A 17,956-nucleotide genomic window follows, 5' to 3' on the forward strand; every position below is an offset into this window, starting at 1 on the left:
TTATAGCAGGTCGATGTTCCTCGGAGCGCGTAAACTGGGTCACATGTCCGCCGCACCGGCCGAGGAGTCCGAGCGCCGTTCCGGGCCCCTGCTCGACCACCTGGCCCGGCGGATGCGGCTGCGCTCGGAGTCGGTGCTGGCCCCGCTGGGCCTGCGCCCCCGCCACCTGGTGGCGCTCACCGTGCTGCGCGACTCCGGCGGCATCAGCCAGCAGGCGCTGGCCGGCACGCTCCAGATCGACAGCACGAACGTGGTCGGGCTGCTCAACGACCTGGAGTCGGACGGCCTGGCCGAGCGCCGCCGCTCGCCGGAGGACCGCCGCCGGCACGAGGTACGCCTCACCGACGCGGGCACGAAGCGACTACGCGAGGCCGAGTGCGCGCTCGCCGGCGCGGAGGAGGACGTCCTCGGCGCGCTGGCCCCCGGCGAACGGGACCTGCTCTACGACCTGCTGCGCCGGGCCACCCAGGGCCGGTCGTCGACCTGCGGCGAAGTGATCGCGGAAGGCGGTCCGGGCGCCTGCTGACCGGGCGGCCCGGCGGGCCGGGTCAGATCGCGGAGGTGGCCTGCGGCCGGTCGTCCCGGACGTGGACGAGCATGTCGCCGGTCTCGATCACCGCGCCCGCACGGTCGTTGAGCGTGACCACCTTGCCCCGGCGGACCAGCGCGATGACGAGCGACTCCAGCTCACGCGGTGAGCGGCCCACCTCGTCGCGCTCGGCCGACCGCATGGCCAGCGCCATGCCCTGACCCGGGGTGAGCAGATCCTCCACCACGTCGATCAGGGGCGGGGCCGAGGTCGACAGGCCGAGCAGCCGCCCGGCCGTCGCCGACGACACGATCACGTGGTGCGCCCCGCTCTGCTTGAGCAGCGGCGCGTTCTCCGCCTCCCGGACCGCCGCGATGATGCGGACCTGACCGGCGGTGAGCTGCCGGACCGTGAGCGCCACCAGCACCGAGGCGTCGTCGCTGTCGGTCGCGATGATGACCGACTTCGCGGTACGGACGTGCGCCTGCTCCAGCACCGACGAGCGGGTCGCCGAGCCCTCGATCGTCACCAGCCCGTTGGAGGTGGCCTGCCGCAGCGCCGGCCCGCTCCGCTCGACCACCACGATCTTGGACTTGTCCGTACCGTTCTCCAGCAGGGCGGAGACCGCGCTGCGGCCCTTGGTGCCGTAGCCGCAGATGATGACGTGGTCCTTCACGGTTCTCCTCCACCGCGACAGGCGACGGCCGGTGCGGTACTGCTCGGTCAGGACTTCCAGGGTGGTGCCGACCAGGATGATCAGGAACAGCACCCGGGCGGGAGTGATGAACAGGACGTTCGCCAGCCGCGCCGACGAACTGACCGGGGTGATGTCGCCGTACCCGGTGGTGGAGAGCGAGACCACCACGTAGTAGAAGCAGTCGAGCAGGCTCAGGCCGCTCTCGTCCACGTCGCGGTAGCCGTCGCGGTCCAGCCAGACCACCGCCACGGTGGCGAAGACCAGGCCGAGGGCGGCGAGCAGGCGCAGGCTCAGCGCGCTCAGCGGCCCCCGCCGTTGCGCGGGAAAATGGATCACCGTCGGTCCTGCTCCGCCACTGTCGCCTGCACGCCCTCAAGATAGCGGTTACGCCGCGAGACGGCTGGCTGGGCCGGGTGCCGCTGCGGCCCGCGAGCGGTAAGGATTTCGTCAGATCCATCGACGCGCCCACGGGTGAGACTGATGACTCACCGATCGTGACGAGGGGACGTCGGATGCGTACACGCATGGCATTGGCCGCGCTTGCCGTGGCAGTCGGGATGGTGGTCGCCGGGGCGCCGCCCGCTGTGGCGAACCGGCCCGGGGACCGCCCACCCGGGACGGCCCGGCCCACCCGGCCGAAGCCCACCGTCGTCCCCTCGCCGACCTTCTCCCCACGACCGACCGCCTCGCCGACGCCGACCGCCGTACCGACACCGACGGCCACGGCGACGCCGACCGCCTCACCGTCGCCCACCGGTACCACGCCGGCGCCGATGCCGACGGCGAAGCGGACGGCCGTGCTGCTGCCGACACTCGGCGGGGGCAGCTCGGCGTCGGACGTCAACAGCGCCGGGGTGGTTGTCGGGTCGGCGCAGGTGGCAAGCGGCTACTGGCACGCGGTGCGCTGGGTGGACGGGCAGATCGAGGATCTGGGGACGCTGGGCGGGCCGAACAGCCAGGCCGAGGCGATCGACGAGCGGGGGCGCATCGTGGGCACCGCCCAGGCGGCCGACGGCAGCAGCCATGCCGTGGCCTGGGTGGACGGGAAGATCCAGGATCTCGGCCTGACCGGGGGCATCTTCTCCATCGCGTACGACACGGCGGGCGACCGGGTGGTCGGCGTCTACCACGTCACCGACAGCTTCTCCGGGCGGCGGCCGTTCGTCCGGACCGGGAACACCGAGATCACCATCCACGCCCCGCCGGGTGCGAGCGCGCTCGCGGTGAACGAGGCCGGCACCGTCGCGGGCACCTACGGCTACAAGGACTGGACCGATCCGCCCTTCGTCAACCAGGCATTCGTCTGGCGCGACGGCGTCCTGCGGTCGCTGGGCACCCTGGGCGGACCCACGAGCGACGCGACCGGCATCAACGACCTCGGTCAGGTGGTCGGCACGAGCTGGACCGCGGACGGCCGGTTCGCCGCCTTCTTCTGGGACGGTACGACGATGCACCGGCTGGCCACCGGCGCGGAATCCCCGACGGCGCAGGCGGTGAACGACTCGGGCCTGGTGATCGGCACCGACGGCACCACGAGCCGGGCGATGATCTGGCCCTCACCCACCGCCGAGTCCCAGCTGCTGCCGATGCCGGACGGGGCGGTGAGCAGCATCGCGATCAACGTCAACGACCCCGGCCTGATCGTCGGTCTGGCCTACTTCACCTCGCCGAGCTGGCACTCCCGCGCGGTCGTCTGGCGTTGATCCACGCCGGCCCGGTCGGTACCACGGGGGCCGACCGGGCAGGTGCCGGGCGCGTGGACGGGGCATGATGGAGACGTCCGGGACGCCCGACCGCGAGGAGGCCGGCATGTCGTTGCTGCGACGCGTGATCGGCGGGGTGCTCCGGCGCATCCGCCTGCGCCAGGGCCGCACGCTGCGCGAGGTGGCCCAGGCCGCCGGCGTCTCCCTGCCCTATCTCTCCGAGGTCGAACGCGGCCGCAAGGAGGCCTCCTCCGAGGTGCTGGCCGCGATCTGCCGCGCGCTCGGCATCCATCTCGCCGACCTGCTCGAAGAGGCCCGCGACGAGCTGCGCCGGGAGCGTCCGACCCCGGTCGGCCCCGGCATCTCGGCGGCCCGGTTCGACCGGGTGCCGTCCGCCCGCACCGGGCCACACCTGCGGGTCGGCCCTCCCCGGCTGTCCGTCACGCGCCGCCCGGCCGTGTCACCCCGGCCGCCCGTGACCCGGCGGCCCGCCGTCTCGCTCCGGCCGCACGTCGCCCGCCGCCCGGTCACCGCCATGCCGCTGCTGGGCGGCGTGCTGCGGCCGGTGGATCTCGGGCCGGCGCCGCTCGGTCCCGCGTTCGACGCCGCCACGCCGATCGGGTTCGCCGGCGGCATCCGGATCTGGCCGGCTCCCTCCGCCCCGGCCGTCCGCCCCCGTCCGCGTACCTCCGTCACGCTGGCCCGGCGGCGGGCCCGCGCCGGCCGGCGGCGGCCGGTCGCCGCGTAGCTTCTGCTCACGGCGGATCTGCCGCGGGCAGAAAGCCTGGTTCGCACGGGTGCGCCCGGCGGACGCTGGAGACCGCCGGGTTCCCGGGCGGTCCCCCGCCCACCGGCGGCACGGAGGTGGCGGCGATGGGTGGCATCTGGATGCTCGACGAGGGGCAGCCGGCGTTCGGCGACCGGGTCTTCGAACGGTTGCTGAAGGAGCGGATCATCTTCCTCGGCACCGAGGTCACCGACGCGTCGGCCAACCAGATCTGCGCGCAGATCCTGCTCCTCGCGGCCGAGGACGCCGAGCGCGACATCTTCCTCTACATCAACTCGCCCGGCGGTTCGGTCAGCGCGGGCATGGCCGTCTACGACACCATGCGGTACGTCAAGAACGACGTGGCGACGCTGGCGCTCGGGATGGCCGGGTCGATGGGACAGTTCCTGCTCTGCGCCGGCGCGGCGGGCAAGCGGTTCGCGCTGCCGCACTCGCGGATCATGATGCACCAGCCGTCCGGCGGGATGGGCGGCACCGCCGCGGACATCACCATCCAGGCCGAGAACATGCTGCACGTCAAGCGCACCATGCAGGAGCTGATCGCTCGACACAGCGGGCGCACGCTGGAGGAGATCCAGCGCGACTGGGACCGCGACCGCTGGTTCACCGCCGAGCAGGCCCGCGAGTACGGACTCGTCGACCAGGTGCTCACCCGCGTCGACCAGCTCGCGGCGTGAGCGGGCGCGGCCCGGCCGGTCCCGCACCGGCCGGGCCGCCCTCGCGGTCAGGGGTAGCTGATCACCGGGCTGGTGCCGTACGAGCCGACGACAGGCGTGCCGATCTCGTTGATCGTGCGCTCGATGCCGCCGCTGCCGTCCAGGAACACGGTGATCGCGTCGTGGAACCGCACCCCGGCGCGGCGCGGCGCCTCGATCCCCCGGTCGCAGCGGATGTCGACGCCCTGGTTGAAGTACGAGTAGACGCCGAGCCCCCACGCCTCGTGCGTGCGGACGTGGTCGGCCACCTTGTACGAGGCCCAGCCGTTGCCGGTCGGGCTGCGCCAGGCCGCCTGGCTCGGCGGGTCGTAGGGCAGCTCGCTCTGGTAGAACACGGTCCGGCCGCGCTCGCCGTTCCAGATCGTCTGCCAGCGCTGGTAGTGCTCGACGAACAGCCCGTACGCGGTCACGTCGTCGCCGTTGACGATCACGCCGGTGGCGGCGGTGTTCACGGTCCAGCCGATCGTGCCGGCCCGGCCGTGGTCGCCGCGCCAGGCCCAGATGTTGTCCACGAGCGTGTGCCGGCTGTTCACCACCAGGCTGGTCACCGCGCGCCCGGCGTACGGGCCGCCGATGCGGAAGAAGACGTCCTGGAGCGAGATCGGGTTCGTGGCGTGCGACCGGTGGCAGTGCCGCGCACCGACCTCGACCAGCACCGGCGACTCGACCGGCCCGGCGTCCACGAGCACCCCGGCGATGCGGACCCCGTCCACGTCCTCGATCCGCAGCGCCGCGTCCCCGCGGTCCGGCACCAGGCTCGGCATGCCGAGGCCGAGCACGACGGTGTCCGGGCGGCGTACCCGCAGGGCCCGGTCCAGGTGGTAGACGCCGGGGGTGAGCAGCAGGTGCCGGCCCCGGGCCAGTTCCGCGTTGATCCGCTTCGCCGAGTCGGTGGGCCGGGCCAGGAAGAACGCGGACAGCGGCAGCGACGGCACCGGCGCGCCCCCGGTGGCCCAGGTGGTGCCGGCGGTGTCGCGGCGCAGGCGCGGTACGGCCACCCGCCAGGCCCCGCGGGCGTCGACGAACAGGTACGGCTTCTCCCGGGTCACCGGGCTGGTCGGCAGCGTGGTGTACGGCGGGTCGGGGAAGCCCTGCGCGGGCGCGCCGATCACGCCGGAGAAGACCTGGTTCCACACGCCGTTGGTCCACTCGCCGCCGAGTTCGCTGTCGCGGGTGAGCCACTGCTGCTGGGAGCCGTTGATGGTGATGCCGTCCACCTTGGAGTCGGCGATGTAGCCGCCGCTGGAGTAGCCGCCGTTGCCGGGTTCCAGCCACAGCACGCCCTTGACGTGTACGCGGCGCATCGGCGACGCCTGGGAGACGGCCCATTGGTTCGACCAGTCGGTCGGGGTGACCGCGAGGTTCTCCGCCGAACGCCAGAAGTTGGTCAGCGCGGAGATGCCGGCGGGCGAGTTCGGGTCGGGCTGACCGACCACCCGGACCGCGCCGTGGATCTCCACGTCGTCCGGGTGCGCGCCGAGACCGGCGACTGTCGTGTAGTAGCCGAGCCGGGCGTCCACCTCGTAGCGGCCGGGCTTGAACAGCACGGCGTACCTGTCGAAGCCCATCTCGTTGCGTTCCTGGGCGGTGAACAGCCGGTCCAGCGTGGACTGGATCTCCTCGACCGGCGTGCTGGGGTCGTACACGAAGACGTTGGGGCCGAAGTCGGGCTCGCGGGCGGGGCGCGCGGCCGGGGACGCGGTGGCGGCGCCGGCCGGGAGGCCGAGGGCGGTGAGCGAGGCCGCGGAGGCGGTGAGCGTGAGGAAACGGCGGCGGGAGGGGTCGGGTGATCGCATCTGCCTGCCTGTTCGGTGATGGGACGGGAGAGCGCTCTCTCGGCTGTTCCTACCTCATCACCGTCGATACCGCCAGAGCCCGCCGGTTCCGGAACCGGCGGGCTCTGGGTCGAGCTGCGCTCAGGCGCGCTCGGCGCGCTGCCTCACCAGGTCGTCGACGAGCTTCTCGACGTAGTCGGCGGTCTCCTCCCAGCGGGTGACCGCGACGCTACGGATGCCCATCGCCTTGACCGGGTAGTCGTTGCCACCCACGTCCAGGCGGTCACCCACGAAGAGCACGTTGTCGATCTTCAGGTCCAGGTGTTCCAGCAGCTTCCGCATGCCGTACGCCTTGTCCACGCCCTTGCGGGTCACGTCGATCGAGGTCGACCCGCCGCCGCGTACCTCCAGGTCGGGCAGCTTCGCCGCGACCGCGTCCCGCAGCCGCCGCTTCTTGTCGCCGTCCGGATCCCAGCCGTACTTCTCGGCCGGCGGGGCGGACTGCCCCAGCGCAGAGAACGTGATCTGGCTGCCCCGGTCCTCGATGATGTCGCCCCAGGTCTTCGCCTCCCACAGACCCAGCGCCTGCGCCGACTCGGTCAGCGCGGCGACGACACGGGCCTTGTCGGCCTCGGTCAGGTCCTCCGCGTAGACCTGCCGCCAGTCCCCGTCGGACCAGCGGTAGTAGCGGGTGCCGCAGGTCGGCATCAGGTGCAGCCGGTCGCGCTGCTCCTCGGTGAGGTCGAGGTGGGCGAGCACCTGCGACTGGAACTGCTCGAACCGGCCACCGGAGATGACCAGCACGTCCACCTCGGTGAGCAGGTGGCCGAGCAACTCCGCCATCCGACGATCGATCTGGGACTTGGAAATCGCCAGGGTGTCGTCGAGATCGAACGCCACCACTCGAAGATCGTTCACGAATACCTCATGTCGTCGCGGACAGGCCAGGACCTGCCAGGGTACCGACGGGTTCTGGCACCGGCCTGAGGGCCCGGCGGGTGACACGTCCCCTCGACGGAGCGTAACGCGGCAGGCCTCCGGGCGACCCCGCTTCCCGCGCTCAGACCCCCACGCTCTCCCGTTGACGGCATCGCTGACCGTCGATACCGTTTCCCTGATAATTACCTTCATCAATCAAGGAGTGCCGGTGAAATTCCTTCGAACGCGCGGAGGGCTCGTCACCCTCGCCGCGGCCTCCCTGGTGGTCACCGCGGCGGCGGTGGCACCCGCCGCCGCCGCACCCACCGGCGACCTGTCCACGCTGGCCGACTCGTCCACCTTCCCGCTGGCCGACCCGGACACCCTGCTGGCGAAGGACGGCTCGTACGTCACCTACGGCACCACTGTCGGCGCCGGGACCGGCGCGCGCTGCAGCGCGACCGGCAGGCTTTACGTACCGGTCCTCGTCCACGGCTCCGGCAACAGCGTGGGCATGGCGAACTGCGCGTCGCACGACGCCCTGCCGTCCGGCCCGGGCGCCTGGGCCGAGCCCGGCGGCGCGGTCTGGGCCCCCGGCGTCGCGCAGTTCGGCAGCCGGTTCTTCATGTTCTACACCGCCTCCCGCAAGGGCACCGGCCAGAAGTGCATCGGACGAGCGATCTCCGACAGCGCCCGCGGCCCCTTCCAGAACCAGGGCGAGTGGGCCTGCCCGGACGCCGGCCGGTGGGCGCTCGACGCCAACCCCTTCGTGGCCGGCGGGAACCTGTACGTCACCTACCGGGACGACGCCATCGCCTCCGGCGCCGAGACCGGCATCTCCACCGTCCGCACCGACGGCGAGGGCCGCGCGATCTGGGACACCCGCCGGGACATGCTCAAGAGCACCGACATCACCTGGGACACCGCCAAGACCAGCGGCGGTACGCACGTGGTGGAGAACCCGTCGATGTGGAAGGCCGCCGACGGGGACTGGTACCTCATGTACTCGGGCAACAACTGGGACAGCGCGCGCTACGCCACCGGCATCGCCCGCTGCGGCGCCAGCCCTCTCCCCGGTTCACGCTGCACCCCCATCCGTGAAGGCGTGTCCCGGCCCCTCTTCGGCTTCACCGGCAGCGCCGGCCTCAACCCGATCCGCGGCCTGCCCGGCAACCACCAGGGCCCCGGCGGGATGGACGTCTTCGCCGCCGCCGACGGAAGCGAGCGCGTGGTGTGGCACTGGTGGAACGGCTCCACCCGCTTCCCGATGACCGGCGTCCTGACCCGCCCCTCCACCGGTTTCCTCGTCTCGTAGCCGGTGCGCCCGACGGCACGCCTGCTCACCATGTGCTTCGGTGTGGTCACGCTCGGTTGAACTGCTTCACGGAAAATTGCATTTGGCAAGAGATGGCACCGAAATTTTCTCGATGCGATGCATCTGCTTGTCAGGTACCCGACAGTGAATTGCCCACTCTTGTGCTAGCTGTCCGCCGGGAGCATGCTCGAACCGTCGAACGGTACTGCGCCGCCTCACACAGAGGGCGGCGCCCGGCTGCCACCGGACGCCGCATTCGACTCCACCGCTGCAACGGAAGGAGTCACGTTGACTGTAATCCCTCACGGGTCAGACTTCGAGACACCAGAGGACGAGGACGAAACCGTTGCCGAGCCGACCGACCGGCACCGGCTCATCCTGGCGTACATCAAGACGCTCAGTCCGATCATCGCCGCCGTCGTCGCCTGCATCGGGACGCTGGTGGCAGCGCTGGTCCGCTGACCCGCCGGCCCCGCGCTCCGGCTCCGGCCGGACGCGGGGCCGCCCCGTACCCGAAGGTCTGGCACACTGCTGCGATGCCGACGTTTGATCGACTCTTCGCCGAACATGTCGGCACCGGCCTGGCCCGCCAGTTGGCGCTGGCCGACCTGCTCGGCGAACGCGACTGGCAGCTCGACCTGCCCGACGGCACAGTGACGTTCGGGACCGACCTGCGGTACCGCATCCAGCTCCTCGGTACCGAGAGCCACGACGACGGCACCTGGCTGTGGGCCTGGGCCAACGGGGCCAGCAACCTCCCGCCGGCGCTCATCCATCTCGCCGGCTGGCTCCGCGAGTACGGGCACCGGCAGGGCGTCGCCGAACTCACCACGCCCACGTTCCCGCTCCAGCGTGCCGACGGACACCGCCTCGCCCTGCTGGCGTCCGGCCTGACCGGCCGCTGCTACTACCGCGGGCCGTACGACGGCGGCGCGGTCTTCTTCCACCTCGACGACGCCCCGCCACAGATCACCGCGCCGGTCCGGCCGGAGCGGGTGCTGACCGTACTGACGCAGGTGCTTCAGTCCTTCCCGGTGGAACACCGCGTCGCCGTCGAGTCGTTCCTGCACCAGCAGGGGTGGCGGTTGGATCGGGCGCCGATGTCGGTGACGGCGCAGGATCGGGGCGGATCGGTCCTGCGTGTCGACTTCGACGCGATGGGCCGGGTCAGCAACCTGTCGGGAACGGTCAGCCCGTAGGCGGAATCCGGCGCCCCGGCAGGCTTCGAACCTGGCACACGCCCAACAGCTGACCGCCGTCACACCTACCGCCTGGGACGCAACGGGCACAGCGACCAACCGCTCACGCCGCCCCGACCGCCGACAACGACCGGGGCTAGCATCCCAGGCCATGCGTGGGTTTTTCGCGATTGAGAGCCGAAGGTTCTCCTATCTGGACTTCGGTGGATCGGGTGCCCCGCTCCTGGCTCTTCACGGGCACTACAACGAAGCGTCGGCATTCGCCCCGCTGGCCCAGGCGCTGGCACCCCACTGGCGGGTAATCGCACTCGATCAGCGCGGACACGGAGCGTCGGACCGTGCCGAGAGCTACGAGCGTGACGACTACATATCCGACGTCGCCGCGTTCCACCAGCACTTGAAGGTCGGCCCTGCGGCGGTGCTGGGCCACTCGCTCGGCGGAGTGAACGCCTATCAGTACGCCGGGCGGTACCCCGACCGGGTCACCGCGCTCATCGTCGAGGATGCCGGCGCGGTCGTAGACGTCGATTGGTCGTTCACGACCAGCCTCCCCCGCCACGCGCCAACCCGCGACGCACTGGCCGCGGCCCTGGGCGCGGCGGCACCCTACCTCGAATGTTCCTTCCGCCAGTCCGACGACGGCTGGGGCTTCTCATTCGACATCGACGACACGGTGGGATCTCAGAAGGCACTCAGCGGTGACCACTGGAAGGACTGGGTTTCGGTGAGCTGCCCGACTCTCCTGATTCGTGGAACGCGTAGCGATGAACTGGCAGCCGGCCACGCTCGCGAGATGATCGCCCGTCGCGCCGGCCACGCTCGCCTTGCCGAACTGCCGGCCGGTCATGTGGTGCATCACGACGCCCTAACACAGTTCGCCGCCACTGTTCGCGCCTTCTTGTCCGGCACGATGAGGCCGTGGGAATGAGTGTGCAGGTCCGGGAATACAGCGGTGTCGTCGTAGAGCAACTTACGGACGCCGCCGGCGTCGCGTCTCTCTGCTCCCTGGCTGCATCGGAGCCGTCCCGCTACCCGTTGCTCTGCGGAGTCGATCCCTACGACGACACGTGGTTCAACAGCCGCCAGACGGCCATGCTGACAACCGAACTTCAATCGATCATTGAGCGGTCCACGGATGACAGCGTGCGTGCAGCCGCTCAGGCCATACTTCAGCTCGCATCGCTCCTAGAGGCCGCGCCCCGACGCCCCCACCACCGACAGATCCTGTTCAACGGAGATTGACCGCGGAGATTCTGCCAGCCGGCACCAGGTCATCTCGCAATGACGCTCCTCCTGGTCAATTGTCGGCCAGGGCCTGACTCAGTGGGACGGCTCGGCGGTACGGGACGGCTGTACCGTCGTTGCGTGGAGCGCGATGAGTTGACGTCTCTGCTTGCTGACGAGAGCCCAGTCATCAGGGCGTGTCGTGAAGCCCTCGATCGGGGAGCGTCGTTCCGCATCTGGGACGGCGTGGTCCCCGCCAACAACCTTGCGTCCACGTACCGAGGGCGGGAGGCGATTACCAGGGATCGAGGCATTCCGACGCTCGGGATCGCGGCGGCTGTCGAGACGCTCCATGCGCTTGGTGAACAGCCTGTGCGACTTGGCGGGGTGACGCAGCTCGACCCTCCCTACTATTTCCAGCTCCTCCTGGCGGCCGACGCGGCGTCAGTCCTCGCGTGCATTGGCGTGGATCAGAAACATCAAACGCAGGTTCAGTCCTCGTGAGGTGCATCCGAGTCCGTGAGCCAACGGTGGTCGTAGCCGAGGTGATCCCAACGGGAACGCATCCACTGCTGCTTCCGAGCAGAGGAGGTGCGCCACAGGTACCTCAAGTTGTCGCTCACCAGATGCCGCCGCTCGGGAGCAACACAACCGGGTAGCCCATGGCACAGGTCGGCGAGTTCGTTGATCTGTTTACGCCGCTTCAGCAAGGTCTCCAACGCCTGGTCGTCGTCCACCGGAGCCGTGTAGAGCCGGATCTCCAGGAAGGCTAGGTGCAGGAGTTGCAAGACGGCCTTCTCTGTAACTACCTGCGGCGGCTCGACGATCGTCATCGAGCGATTCTCTCCTGGGCCGCTGACGGGTCGACACGCATGCCCTCCGGCAGACCATCTGGAACACCGGCTACTGGCATGTAGCTGGCGCGGCTGCGCATGGGCGCGCGGTCGTCCGGCGGTACGGCTCACCGCCCACCTGGCGCCCGGTACCCGATGGCAAACCGCGAAGCGGCGCGGCAGCGATCGCCCCATCCTCGGCGGTGTCCAGCCACCCTCGCGATCGTCACGGCCTGACGATGGCCGTGTACGGCTGACAGGATGTCGACATGAACGCTACTCGAAGGGGCTATGCCGCGTAGAAGACCAGCATCGCTTCGATTGCGGGAGCGGACCTGGCGACGACCGTGGGTGCGCTATCGCAGCACTGCCAGCCTGTCCGGAGCAACCAACGCGGCGATTCGGCAGCTCGAAGGCGCGCGACTGATGCCAGGGGCCGTGGCTGCGGCAATCAACGTCTGGTCCGTGCACGTACGTCGGATCCGACGTTCGTGGAAGCAGTGGGAGGCCGAGTTCACCTGTTCCTGCTGCGGTGCGGGCTGGTCCCGCGACCTGCTCGAAGACGTCGTGATGATGCTTCCACCGCACGCCGGGAGTGAAGTGCGCGCCCTCGTTGATGCCCTGGACGCCGTCCTGCTACGCCGGAGCCTTCACGATCCGCGGACGTCGCCCGAACTACGGTGATGGCACCGCCGATGCTGACCAGTCGAACGATCGGCCCGCCGTGCCGGCCGATGCCGGCCGGAGGCAGCTCTGGCTCAACGCCGGGTTGCCGGCGCCGGAGGTTGCGCAGCGGGCCAGGCATTCGGTCGACGTGCTGCTCAAGGTGTACGCGAAGTGCCTCGACGGGGACCGCAGCAGGATGAACGAGCGAATCGAGGCGGCGCTGAGCCGATGATGATCGCTGGTGGGATGCGCGGGGCCGTGGCGACGCTTCGGCCCTTCCGCGTTGCAGCGGCTTTGAGATGGGGAAACATGGCCGCTCAAGGACCCAAGATCATTGCACGTATTTTGCACGGAGGGCTGCAAACGGCGGCTACGGGTGACATCCGGCTGAACCGGCCGATCGATCGACGCGGGAGCGTATCCGCTGTTCAGGTGGCGTTCTGGCTGGTCTTCGAGGTGCCCCCGGCAGGATTCGAACCTGCGACACACGGTTTAGGAAACCGATGCTCTATCCCCTGAGCTACGAGGGCGCGAGCGCCTAGTCTAGCGACCTGGCGGTTCACCTGGGGTGGCAGGGAGTGGCCCACGTTCACCCACGTTCCCCGGACCGCCGTTCTCCCAGCCCAGGACCACAGCTCGAGCACACGAACCCCGGTTTGCGACTGGCGGTCGGCCGCGTTGACCCGTGATGGCACCGGTTCACCCGGGTTGGCATCCGCTGGAGAGCACGCACCGCGCACATCATCGGAGATCAACAACGTTCCGTCCATGTACCCACCTTCGGCGTCGCCGCCGGAGGACCACGGAGCGCTCACGCCGGGGCGCTTGGACTCTGCCGTGATACCGCCTACAACGGTTCCCGCCGAGCGTCCGCTCATGCCGAGTTGACTGCACTTGGTCATGTCGAGCGGAGCGCCAGGTGTGGCGTTCTTGCGAGGCAATTTGATCGGACTGAATCTGGAATCGAGGTCGATGAGCCGCGACCTAGCGCGGCGACGACTCACTGCTGTGGCCCGGCCACCTACCCCGGAAGGCAATCGAAGGCTCGGTATGCCAGGGTGATATTGCGCGCCGTCGCGGAGCGTGCGGTTTGGCTGCGCGGCGTGCAACGTCAGAGCGACCCGGCGGGGGCCGTCATGAGCACTGGTGCAGCGAGGAAGGCGAACGAGCGCCGATGAAGATCACGACGTTGCGGTTGAGCAACTTCCAGTCCTTCGGTCCGGAACCGACGGCGATCGATCTCGGCGAACTGACTTATATTCTCGGCCCCAACGGTTCCGGCAAGACCACCGTCCTTGAAGCGCTTTCACGTTTGTTCAGCCCGCTCGAAGCCAAGCGCAAGATTCGCCTCGAGGACTTTCATGTGCCGATCGACAAACGCGCGAGCGAGGTGCAGAGCGGCGAGCCTGCCCTGTGGCTGGAGGTCGATGTTGAGTTTCCAGAAGCGGGGGCCGATGGGCAGCACGCTTCCGTTCCTCCCAACTTCTCACACATGGCGATCGACAAGGCGGAGGGCGTTCCGCGGATCCGTGTGCGCCTGACGGCCTCGCTCGCGGCGGACGGCGTCATCGACGAGAAGATCGAGTACGTGCTGGACGCGGACGATGCTGGTGAGCCCACCCGGCGAGCCGAGATGTCGCGCTATGACCGCAGGCACATCGAGGTGCACTATCTGCCTGCCCGTCGCGACCCGGCCGACCACATCTCGTACACGACGGCCTCGCTCATCGGGCGCATCCTGCGAGCCGCCGACTGGACGACGGAACGGGAGACGCTGAGCGAACTCGCTGATCAGATCACCGCGTCGCTCGCCGCCAACCCCGCGGTGACCGGTGTCGGAGTTCAGCTGACCGGCGAGTGGCGGGGCCTTCATAACGGCGCCTACTTCAAAGATCCGTCGATCGCCTTTGGACAGGGCGATCTGGAGGGGGTGCTGCGCCAGCTCACCGTGACGTTCTCGCCCTCACACCACGGAGCGCCGCTACTCTTCGAGCGGCTGAGCGACGGACAGAAGTCCTTGCTCTACATCTCACTCGTGCTCGCCTGGCAGTCCCTGGCCAGGCGGGTACTCAGCGGCGCCGAGACTTCCCTCGACCCAGACCGCCTGCGTCCGCCTGTGCACACAGTCATCGCCCTAGAGGAACCCGAGAACAGCCTCGCACCGCAGTATCTCGGTCGGATCATCCGTCAACTGCGCAGTGCCAGCTCGCACGGGGACGTCCAATCACTCATCGCCACGCACGCGCCCACACTCCTGCGTCGAGTCGATCCCCACTCGATCTGTTTCCTGCGGCTGAACGCGGCCCGGGAAACGACCGTGCGCCGCATCGTCCTTCCCGCCGACGACGAGGACGCCGCCAAGTACGTTCGGGAGGCAGTTCAGGCATACCCCGAGTTGTACTTCTCTCGGTACGTGGTGCTCGGCGAGGGTGACAGCGAGCAGGTGGTCTTGCCCCGAGTCCTGGCAGCGGCCGGCATCGCCGAGGACGACGCGTCCGTATCGGTGGTCCCGTTGGGTGGCCGGCACGTCAATCACTTCTGGCGACTGCTCAACGAGCTACAGATCCCACATGCCACACTGCTTGACCTCGACAGCGGCCGCTACCACGGCGGATGGGGTCGGGTTCGCAACGCCCGGAAACAGTTCAACAAGGTTCGGCCAGGGACCTACCCCGAGGACAAGATCGATGCCCTCCCCAAATGGGACGACGACCGCGACTTCCCCGTTTTCAAAGAAGGGCGCGGATCAATCTGGTCTCTGGAGCGGCGGGGCGTCTTCTTCTCCCACCCGGTTGATCTTGATCTCATGATGTTGGAGGCATACCCCGATGCCTACGACATCGATCCGACCGACCCGGACGAGAAGACCATCGTGGCTGTGCTCGGAAAGAGCCATAAGAACGAAAACCGCCTTCCCGACGACGCTCTCCAACTCTTCGACGACTACCACGACAAGTTCGACCTCGCAAGCAAGCCTGCTACCCACCTGGCCGCTCTTGCGGATCTGAGTGACGAGGAGTTGTTGGAGGGGCTGCCCGAGGTTCTCCAGCGGCTGGTGGAGCACGTGCGCGCGAGCCTTGCCGGGCTGCCGGAATGATGCGGCCCGAGCAGTGGCATCCTGTCGACGGCCTGGTCCTCGAACCGAACGCGATGACGGCCGCCACGATGTCGGACGAGAACGTGGTTGTCACGGCTGGGCCAGGCGCGGGGAAGACCGAGCTGCTCGCACAACGAGCGGACTTTGTACTGCGCACCGGACAGTGCCCCTACCCGCGCCGCATTCTGGCAGTCTCGTTCAAGGTCGACGCCGCCCGCAATCTACGCGAGCGGGTCCGTGGTCGTTCCGGCCCACAATTCGCGGCTCGGTTCGACAGCCTCACCTTCCACGCCTTTGCCAAGCGTCTGATCGATAACTTCCGGGCCGCGCTCACCGGGCAGAACGTTCTGGACCGGGACTATCGGATCGATCCTGACACCCGCGTAGCTCGGAAGCAGATCACCTTCGCCGACCTGGTGCCGCTAGCGCTGGAGATCGTCGAGACCAACGCCTACGCCCGAAGAGGCATCCGCCAGACATATAGCCACGTCTTCCTCGACGAGTTTCAAGACTGCACCGGGCAGCAATATCGACTAATCAAGGCTGCGTTCGGCGAGTCAGCGGCTGTCCTGACGGCCGTCGGCGACACGAAGCAGCGAATCATGGTCTGGGCTGGTGCGCTGGACGGAGTGCTGAAGACCTTCGCCGAGGACTTCTCCGCCAGGCCGCTTCCGCTCTATCAGAATCGCCGATCTGCACCCCGCCTACGACGAATGCAGAACCGGATGATCGCACAAATGGATCCCTCGGCGGTCAGCCCGGCCGAGGATCTGGTTGGCGACGACGGCGTCATCGAAGTACTCCCCTTCGACACCGACTACGACGAAGCAAAGAGCGTGGCGGACCTCATCGAAGGCTGGCTTAAGGAAGGCGTAGCACCGGACGAGATCGCCGTCCTCGTGCGTCAGCAGCCACACCTAGTCGCATCGACACTTGGTGGCGAGCTCACAAACCGTAGTATCCCGTTCCGCAACGAGCAGGAGAGCCAGGACCTCACCGCAGAGCCAGCAGCCGCGCTCGTATTGAACTTCATCCGGATAGTGGCCGACGACCACCAACCTGACGCGTACACCGAACTCATGCGGATGGCGAACCACATGAGCGCATCCGAGGATGAGGCCGCACGGTTCGACAGCCAGCTGAAGCGGACGCTCCACATAGCCCGCGCGAACGTCCGTGATCCCGCGTTCAAGGCAGACCAGCCTGCGGCGTGGAGGCACCTCGTCGATGAGTTCCTGAAGCTGGTGTCACGACCGGTACTGACCGCCCTATCACCCGGGTACCAGCAGGGCAAACGGCTCGACGACCTGATCGAGCAGGCACTTGATGCTTTCAGCAGAGAACTTGCCATTGACGGAGACGCCGTTCAAGCGCTCCGACGGCTATCTGAAGTGGACGCAATCCGCTTCTTGACCATCCACAAATGCAAGGGCTTGGAATTTGAGAAAGTCGTAGTCCTCGGTGTGGAGGAACAACTCTTCTGGGGCAGCGACACCACAACGGTCATGTCCGAGTTCTTCGTGGCGATATCCCGCGCAAAGCGCCATCTCGTAATGACCTACACCGAACGCCGCGAACGACCAGAGGCGGCCACAAGGAGATGGGATGAGTGGCGCTCTCCGCACACAAGACTGTTGGCCTTTGCTCAGGAGGATTAGCGGTGGAGGGCGCCGACACGCGCTTCCGCAGCCGGCTAGGCCGACGGTTTCGAGGGTCGGTTTGTCTCGTTGAACGGGTTTCCTCGTACGCGCATCTAGCCGCGATGATGGTGCCATGCGAGCCACAGTCCACCCGGGCAGTCGTCTTGCCGCTGCCGGAGTTGCGACTAACGCTAACCGGGTTCGGTACGGAACTCTCCAGACCCAAGGTCGCAGGCCTCGGCGGCAACCCTCCACGGGCTTCGAACGCCGGCTCAGGTGACGACGCGCACGCCGGGCCAGCGTTCGGTGGGGCGGTGACGGGCGAGTCGCTGCCAGGAGATCTCGGGGCTGGCCCTGCTCGGGTTGCGCCGCCACACCCCGTCGAGCAGGTCGTTGAGGCCGTGCGGCGCGCACACCGTGATCTGGTCGTGCGTGTCGAGGCGTACGGCCACGGCGGTGGCGTACTCGGGCCAGGTGGCGACCGCGTCAGCGATGGTGTGCAACGCGGCCACCGGGCCGCAGCCGAACTTGGCCGGGTACCAGGTGTGCACCGCGGCCTGGTTCTTTGCCTCCCACGGCGGATTCGGCCAGGCCGCCACCAGCCGCCGGGTGGCCCGGTCGTCGTTGTCGCGGCTCAGGTCCGTCGGGTCGTGGAAGACGACGTCGACGTCCCGCACCGATGACGGGTCGAAGCCGTCGCCGTATCGTTCGCCCCAGACGAGGTCGCGGATGGCGCCGGCGCCGATCCAGGCGTCCGGCAGGCCGGAGTCCCGGACGACGCCCAGCGCCCGGATCATCCATGGGCTGCGCAGGACCAGGTCCCGCAGTTCTTCTTCTCGCATCGTTTCCCCTGATTG

The 17,956-nt window shown here is 68.7% G+C and carries 18 protein-coding genes and 1 tRNA gene; 13 read left to right on the forward strand and 6 right to left on the reverse strand.

Features of this window, described 5'->3' with window-relative positions:
- Nucleotides 1–43: 43 nt before the first annotated feature.
- Nucleotides 44–526, forward strand: a complete 483-nt coding sequence (locus ACN27C_RS04220) for a MarR family winged helix-turn-helix transcriptional regulator (protein WP_231915576.1) — start codon at nucleotides 44–46, stop codon at nucleotides 524–526.
- A gap of 22 nt (nucleotides 527–548) precedes the next feature.
- Here ACN27C_RS04220 and ACN27C_RS04225 read toward each other — a convergent pair whose 3' ends face one another.
- Nucleotides 549–1,562 (reverse strand): potassium channel family protein, encoded by a 1,014-nt coding sequence (locus ACN27C_RS04225; RefSeq protein ID WP_064447562.1) that lies wholly within the window; start codon nucleotides 1,560–1,562, stop codon nucleotides 549–551.
- A gap of 176 nt (nucleotides 1,563–1,738) precedes the next feature.
- Here ACN27C_RS04225 and ACN27C_RS04230 point away from each other — a divergent pair, with 176 nt between their 5' ends.
- The 3 genes from ACN27C_RS04230 (at nucleotide 1,739) to ACN27C_RS04240 (ending at nucleotide 4,393) form a co-directional block, all read left to right on the forward strand.
- A complete protein-coding gene (locus ACN27C_RS04230; RefSeq protein ID WP_162959174.1) occupies nucleotides 1,739–2,929 on the forward strand; it encodes a hypothetical protein in 1,191 nt (396 codons plus the stop codon).
- Between the two features lie 106 nt (nucleotides 2,930–3,035).
- A complete protein-coding gene (locus tag ACN27C_RS04235; protein ID WP_064447751.1) occupies nucleotides 3,036–3,677 on the forward strand; it encodes a helix-turn-helix domain-containing protein in 642 nt (213 codons plus the stop codon).
- Nucleotides 3,678–3,802: 125 nt separating this feature from the next.
- Nucleotides 3,803–4,393 carry an ATP-dependent Clp protease proteolytic subunit gene (locus tag ACN27C_RS04240; protein WP_018788935.1) on the forward strand — a complete coding sequence of 197 codons (591 nt, stop codon included), beginning with the start codon at nucleotides 3,803–3,805 and terminating at the stop codon, nucleotides 4,391–4,393.
- A gap of 47 nt (nucleotides 4,394–4,440) precedes the next feature.
- Here the strand turns inward: ACN27C_RS04240 and ACN27C_RS04245 are convergent, their stop codons facing one another.
- Together ACN27C_RS04245 and ACN27C_RS04250 are read right to left on the reverse strand one after the other, a co-directional pair.
- Nucleotides 4,441–6,228 (reverse strand): adenylyl cyclase, encoded by a 1,788-nt coding sequence (locus ACN27C_RS04245; protein ID WP_422750471.1) that lies wholly within the window; start codon nucleotides 6,226–6,228, stop codon nucleotides 4,441–4,443.
- A gap of 120 nt (nucleotides 6,229–6,348) precedes the next feature.
- Nucleotides 6,349–7,125, reverse strand: a complete 777-nt coding sequence (locus ACN27C_RS04250) for an HAD-IIB family hydrolase (protein ID WP_064447558.1) — start codon at nucleotides 7,123–7,125, stop codon at nucleotides 6,349–6,351.
- 229 nt (nucleotides 7,126–7,354) lie between these two features.
- Here ACN27C_RS04250 and ACN27C_RS04255 point away from each other — a divergent pair, with 229 nt between their 5' ends.
- The 6 genes from ACN27C_RS04255 (at nucleotide 7,355) to ACN27C_RS04280 (ending at nucleotide 11,367) form a co-directional block, all read left to right on the forward strand.
- Nucleotides 7,355–8,440 carry a family 43 glycosylhydrolase gene (locus ACN27C_RS04255; protein ID WP_422750472.1) on the forward strand — a complete coding sequence of 362 codons (1,086 nt, stop codon included), beginning with the start codon at nucleotides 7,355–7,357 and terminating at the stop codon, nucleotides 8,438–8,440.
- Nucleotides 8,441–8,728: 288 nt separating this feature from the next.
- The gene (locus ACN27C_RS04260) at nucleotides 8,729–8,902 is read left to right on the forward strand and encodes a hypothetical protein (RefSeq protein ID WP_013283846.1); all 174 of its coding nucleotides are present in this window, start codon (nucleotides 8,729–8,731) and stop codon (nucleotides 8,900–8,902) included.
- A gap of 74 nt (nucleotides 8,903–8,976) precedes the next feature.
- Entirely contained in the window at nucleotides 8,977–9,639 is a 663-nt protein-coding gene (locus ACN27C_RS04265; RefSeq protein ID WP_422750473.1) for a DUF6882 domain-containing protein, read from the forward strand.
- A 151-nt stretch (nucleotides 9,640–9,790) separates the two neighbouring features.
- Entirely contained in the window at nucleotides 9,791–10,567 is a 777-nt protein-coding gene (locus tag ACN27C_RS04270) for an alpha/beta fold hydrolase (protein WP_422750474.1), read from the forward strand.
- The gene (locus tag ACN27C_RS04275) at nucleotides 10,558–10,881 is read left to right on the forward strand and encodes a hypothetical protein (RefSeq protein ID WP_422750475.1); all 324 of its coding nucleotides are present in this window, start codon (nucleotides 10,558–10,560) and stop codon (nucleotides 10,879–10,881) included. Before ACN27C_RS04270 ends, ACN27C_RS04275 begins: the two co-directional genes overlap by 10 nt.
- 123 nt (nucleotides 10,882–11,004) lie before the next feature.
- Complete coding sequence (locus ACN27C_RS04280) at nucleotides 11,005–11,367, forward strand: hypothetical protein (RefSeq protein WP_422750476.1); 363 nt, start codon at nucleotides 11,005–11,007, stop codon at nucleotides 11,365–11,367.
- Here the strand turns inward: ACN27C_RS04280 and ACN27C_RS04285 are convergent.
- Entirely contained in the window at nucleotides 11,355–11,696 is a 342-nt protein-coding gene (locus ACN27C_RS04285; protein WP_121685159.1) for a hypothetical protein, read from the reverse strand. The two genes, ACN27C_RS04280 and ACN27C_RS04285, sit on opposite strands and share 13 nt — an antisense overlap.
- Nucleotides 11,697–12,312: 616 nt before the next feature.
- Between ACN27C_RS04285 and ACN27C_RS04290 the strand changes: the two genes are divergently transcribed.
- Nucleotides 12,313–12,594, forward strand: coding sequence for a hypothetical protein (locus ACN27C_RS04290; protein ID WP_422750477.1), 282 nt, complete (start codon nucleotides 12,313–12,315; stop codon nucleotides 12,592–12,594).
- Nucleotides 12,595–12,819: 225 nt separating this feature from the next.
- Here the strand turns inward: ACN27C_RS04290 and ACN27C_RS04295 are convergent.
- Nucleotides 12,820–12,892 (reverse strand) — tRNA-Arg (locus tag ACN27C_RS04295).
- Between the two features lie 644 nt (nucleotides 12,893–13,536).
- Between ACN27C_RS04295 and ACN27C_RS04300 the strand changes: the two genes are divergently transcribed.
- Together ACN27C_RS04300 and ACN27C_RS04305 are read left to right on the forward strand one after the other, a co-directional pair.
- Complete coding sequence (locus ACN27C_RS04300) at nucleotides 13,537–15,459, forward strand: ATP-dependent nuclease (RefSeq protein WP_120571803.1); 1,923 nt, start codon at nucleotides 13,537–13,539, stop codon at nucleotides 15,457–15,459.
- A gap of 53 nt (nucleotides 15,460–15,512) precedes the next feature.
- Complete coding sequence (locus tag ACN27C_RS04305) at nucleotides 15,513–17,117, forward strand: UvrD-helicase domain-containing protein (RefSeq protein WP_422751574.1); 1,605 nt, start codon at nucleotides 15,513–15,515, stop codon at nucleotides 17,115–17,117.
- Between the two features lie 254 nt (nucleotides 17,118–17,371).
- On the opposite strand, the gene ACN27C_RS04310 is transcribed toward ACN27C_RS04305, so the two are convergent.
- On the reverse strand, nucleotides 17,372–17,941 hold the full coding sequence (locus tag ACN27C_RS04310) for a nucleotidyltransferase family protein (protein WP_120571805.1): 570 nt from the start codon (nucleotides 17,939–17,941) through the stop codon (nucleotides 17,372–17,374).
- Nucleotides 17,942–17,956 lie beyond the last annotated feature (15 nt).

Origin of the sequence: Micromonospora sp. WMMD1219 (assembly GCF_049315215.1) — a bacterium.
GTDB lineage: Bacteria > Actinomycetota > Actinomycetes > Mycobacteriales > Micromonosporaceae > Micromonospora > Micromonospora tulbaghiae.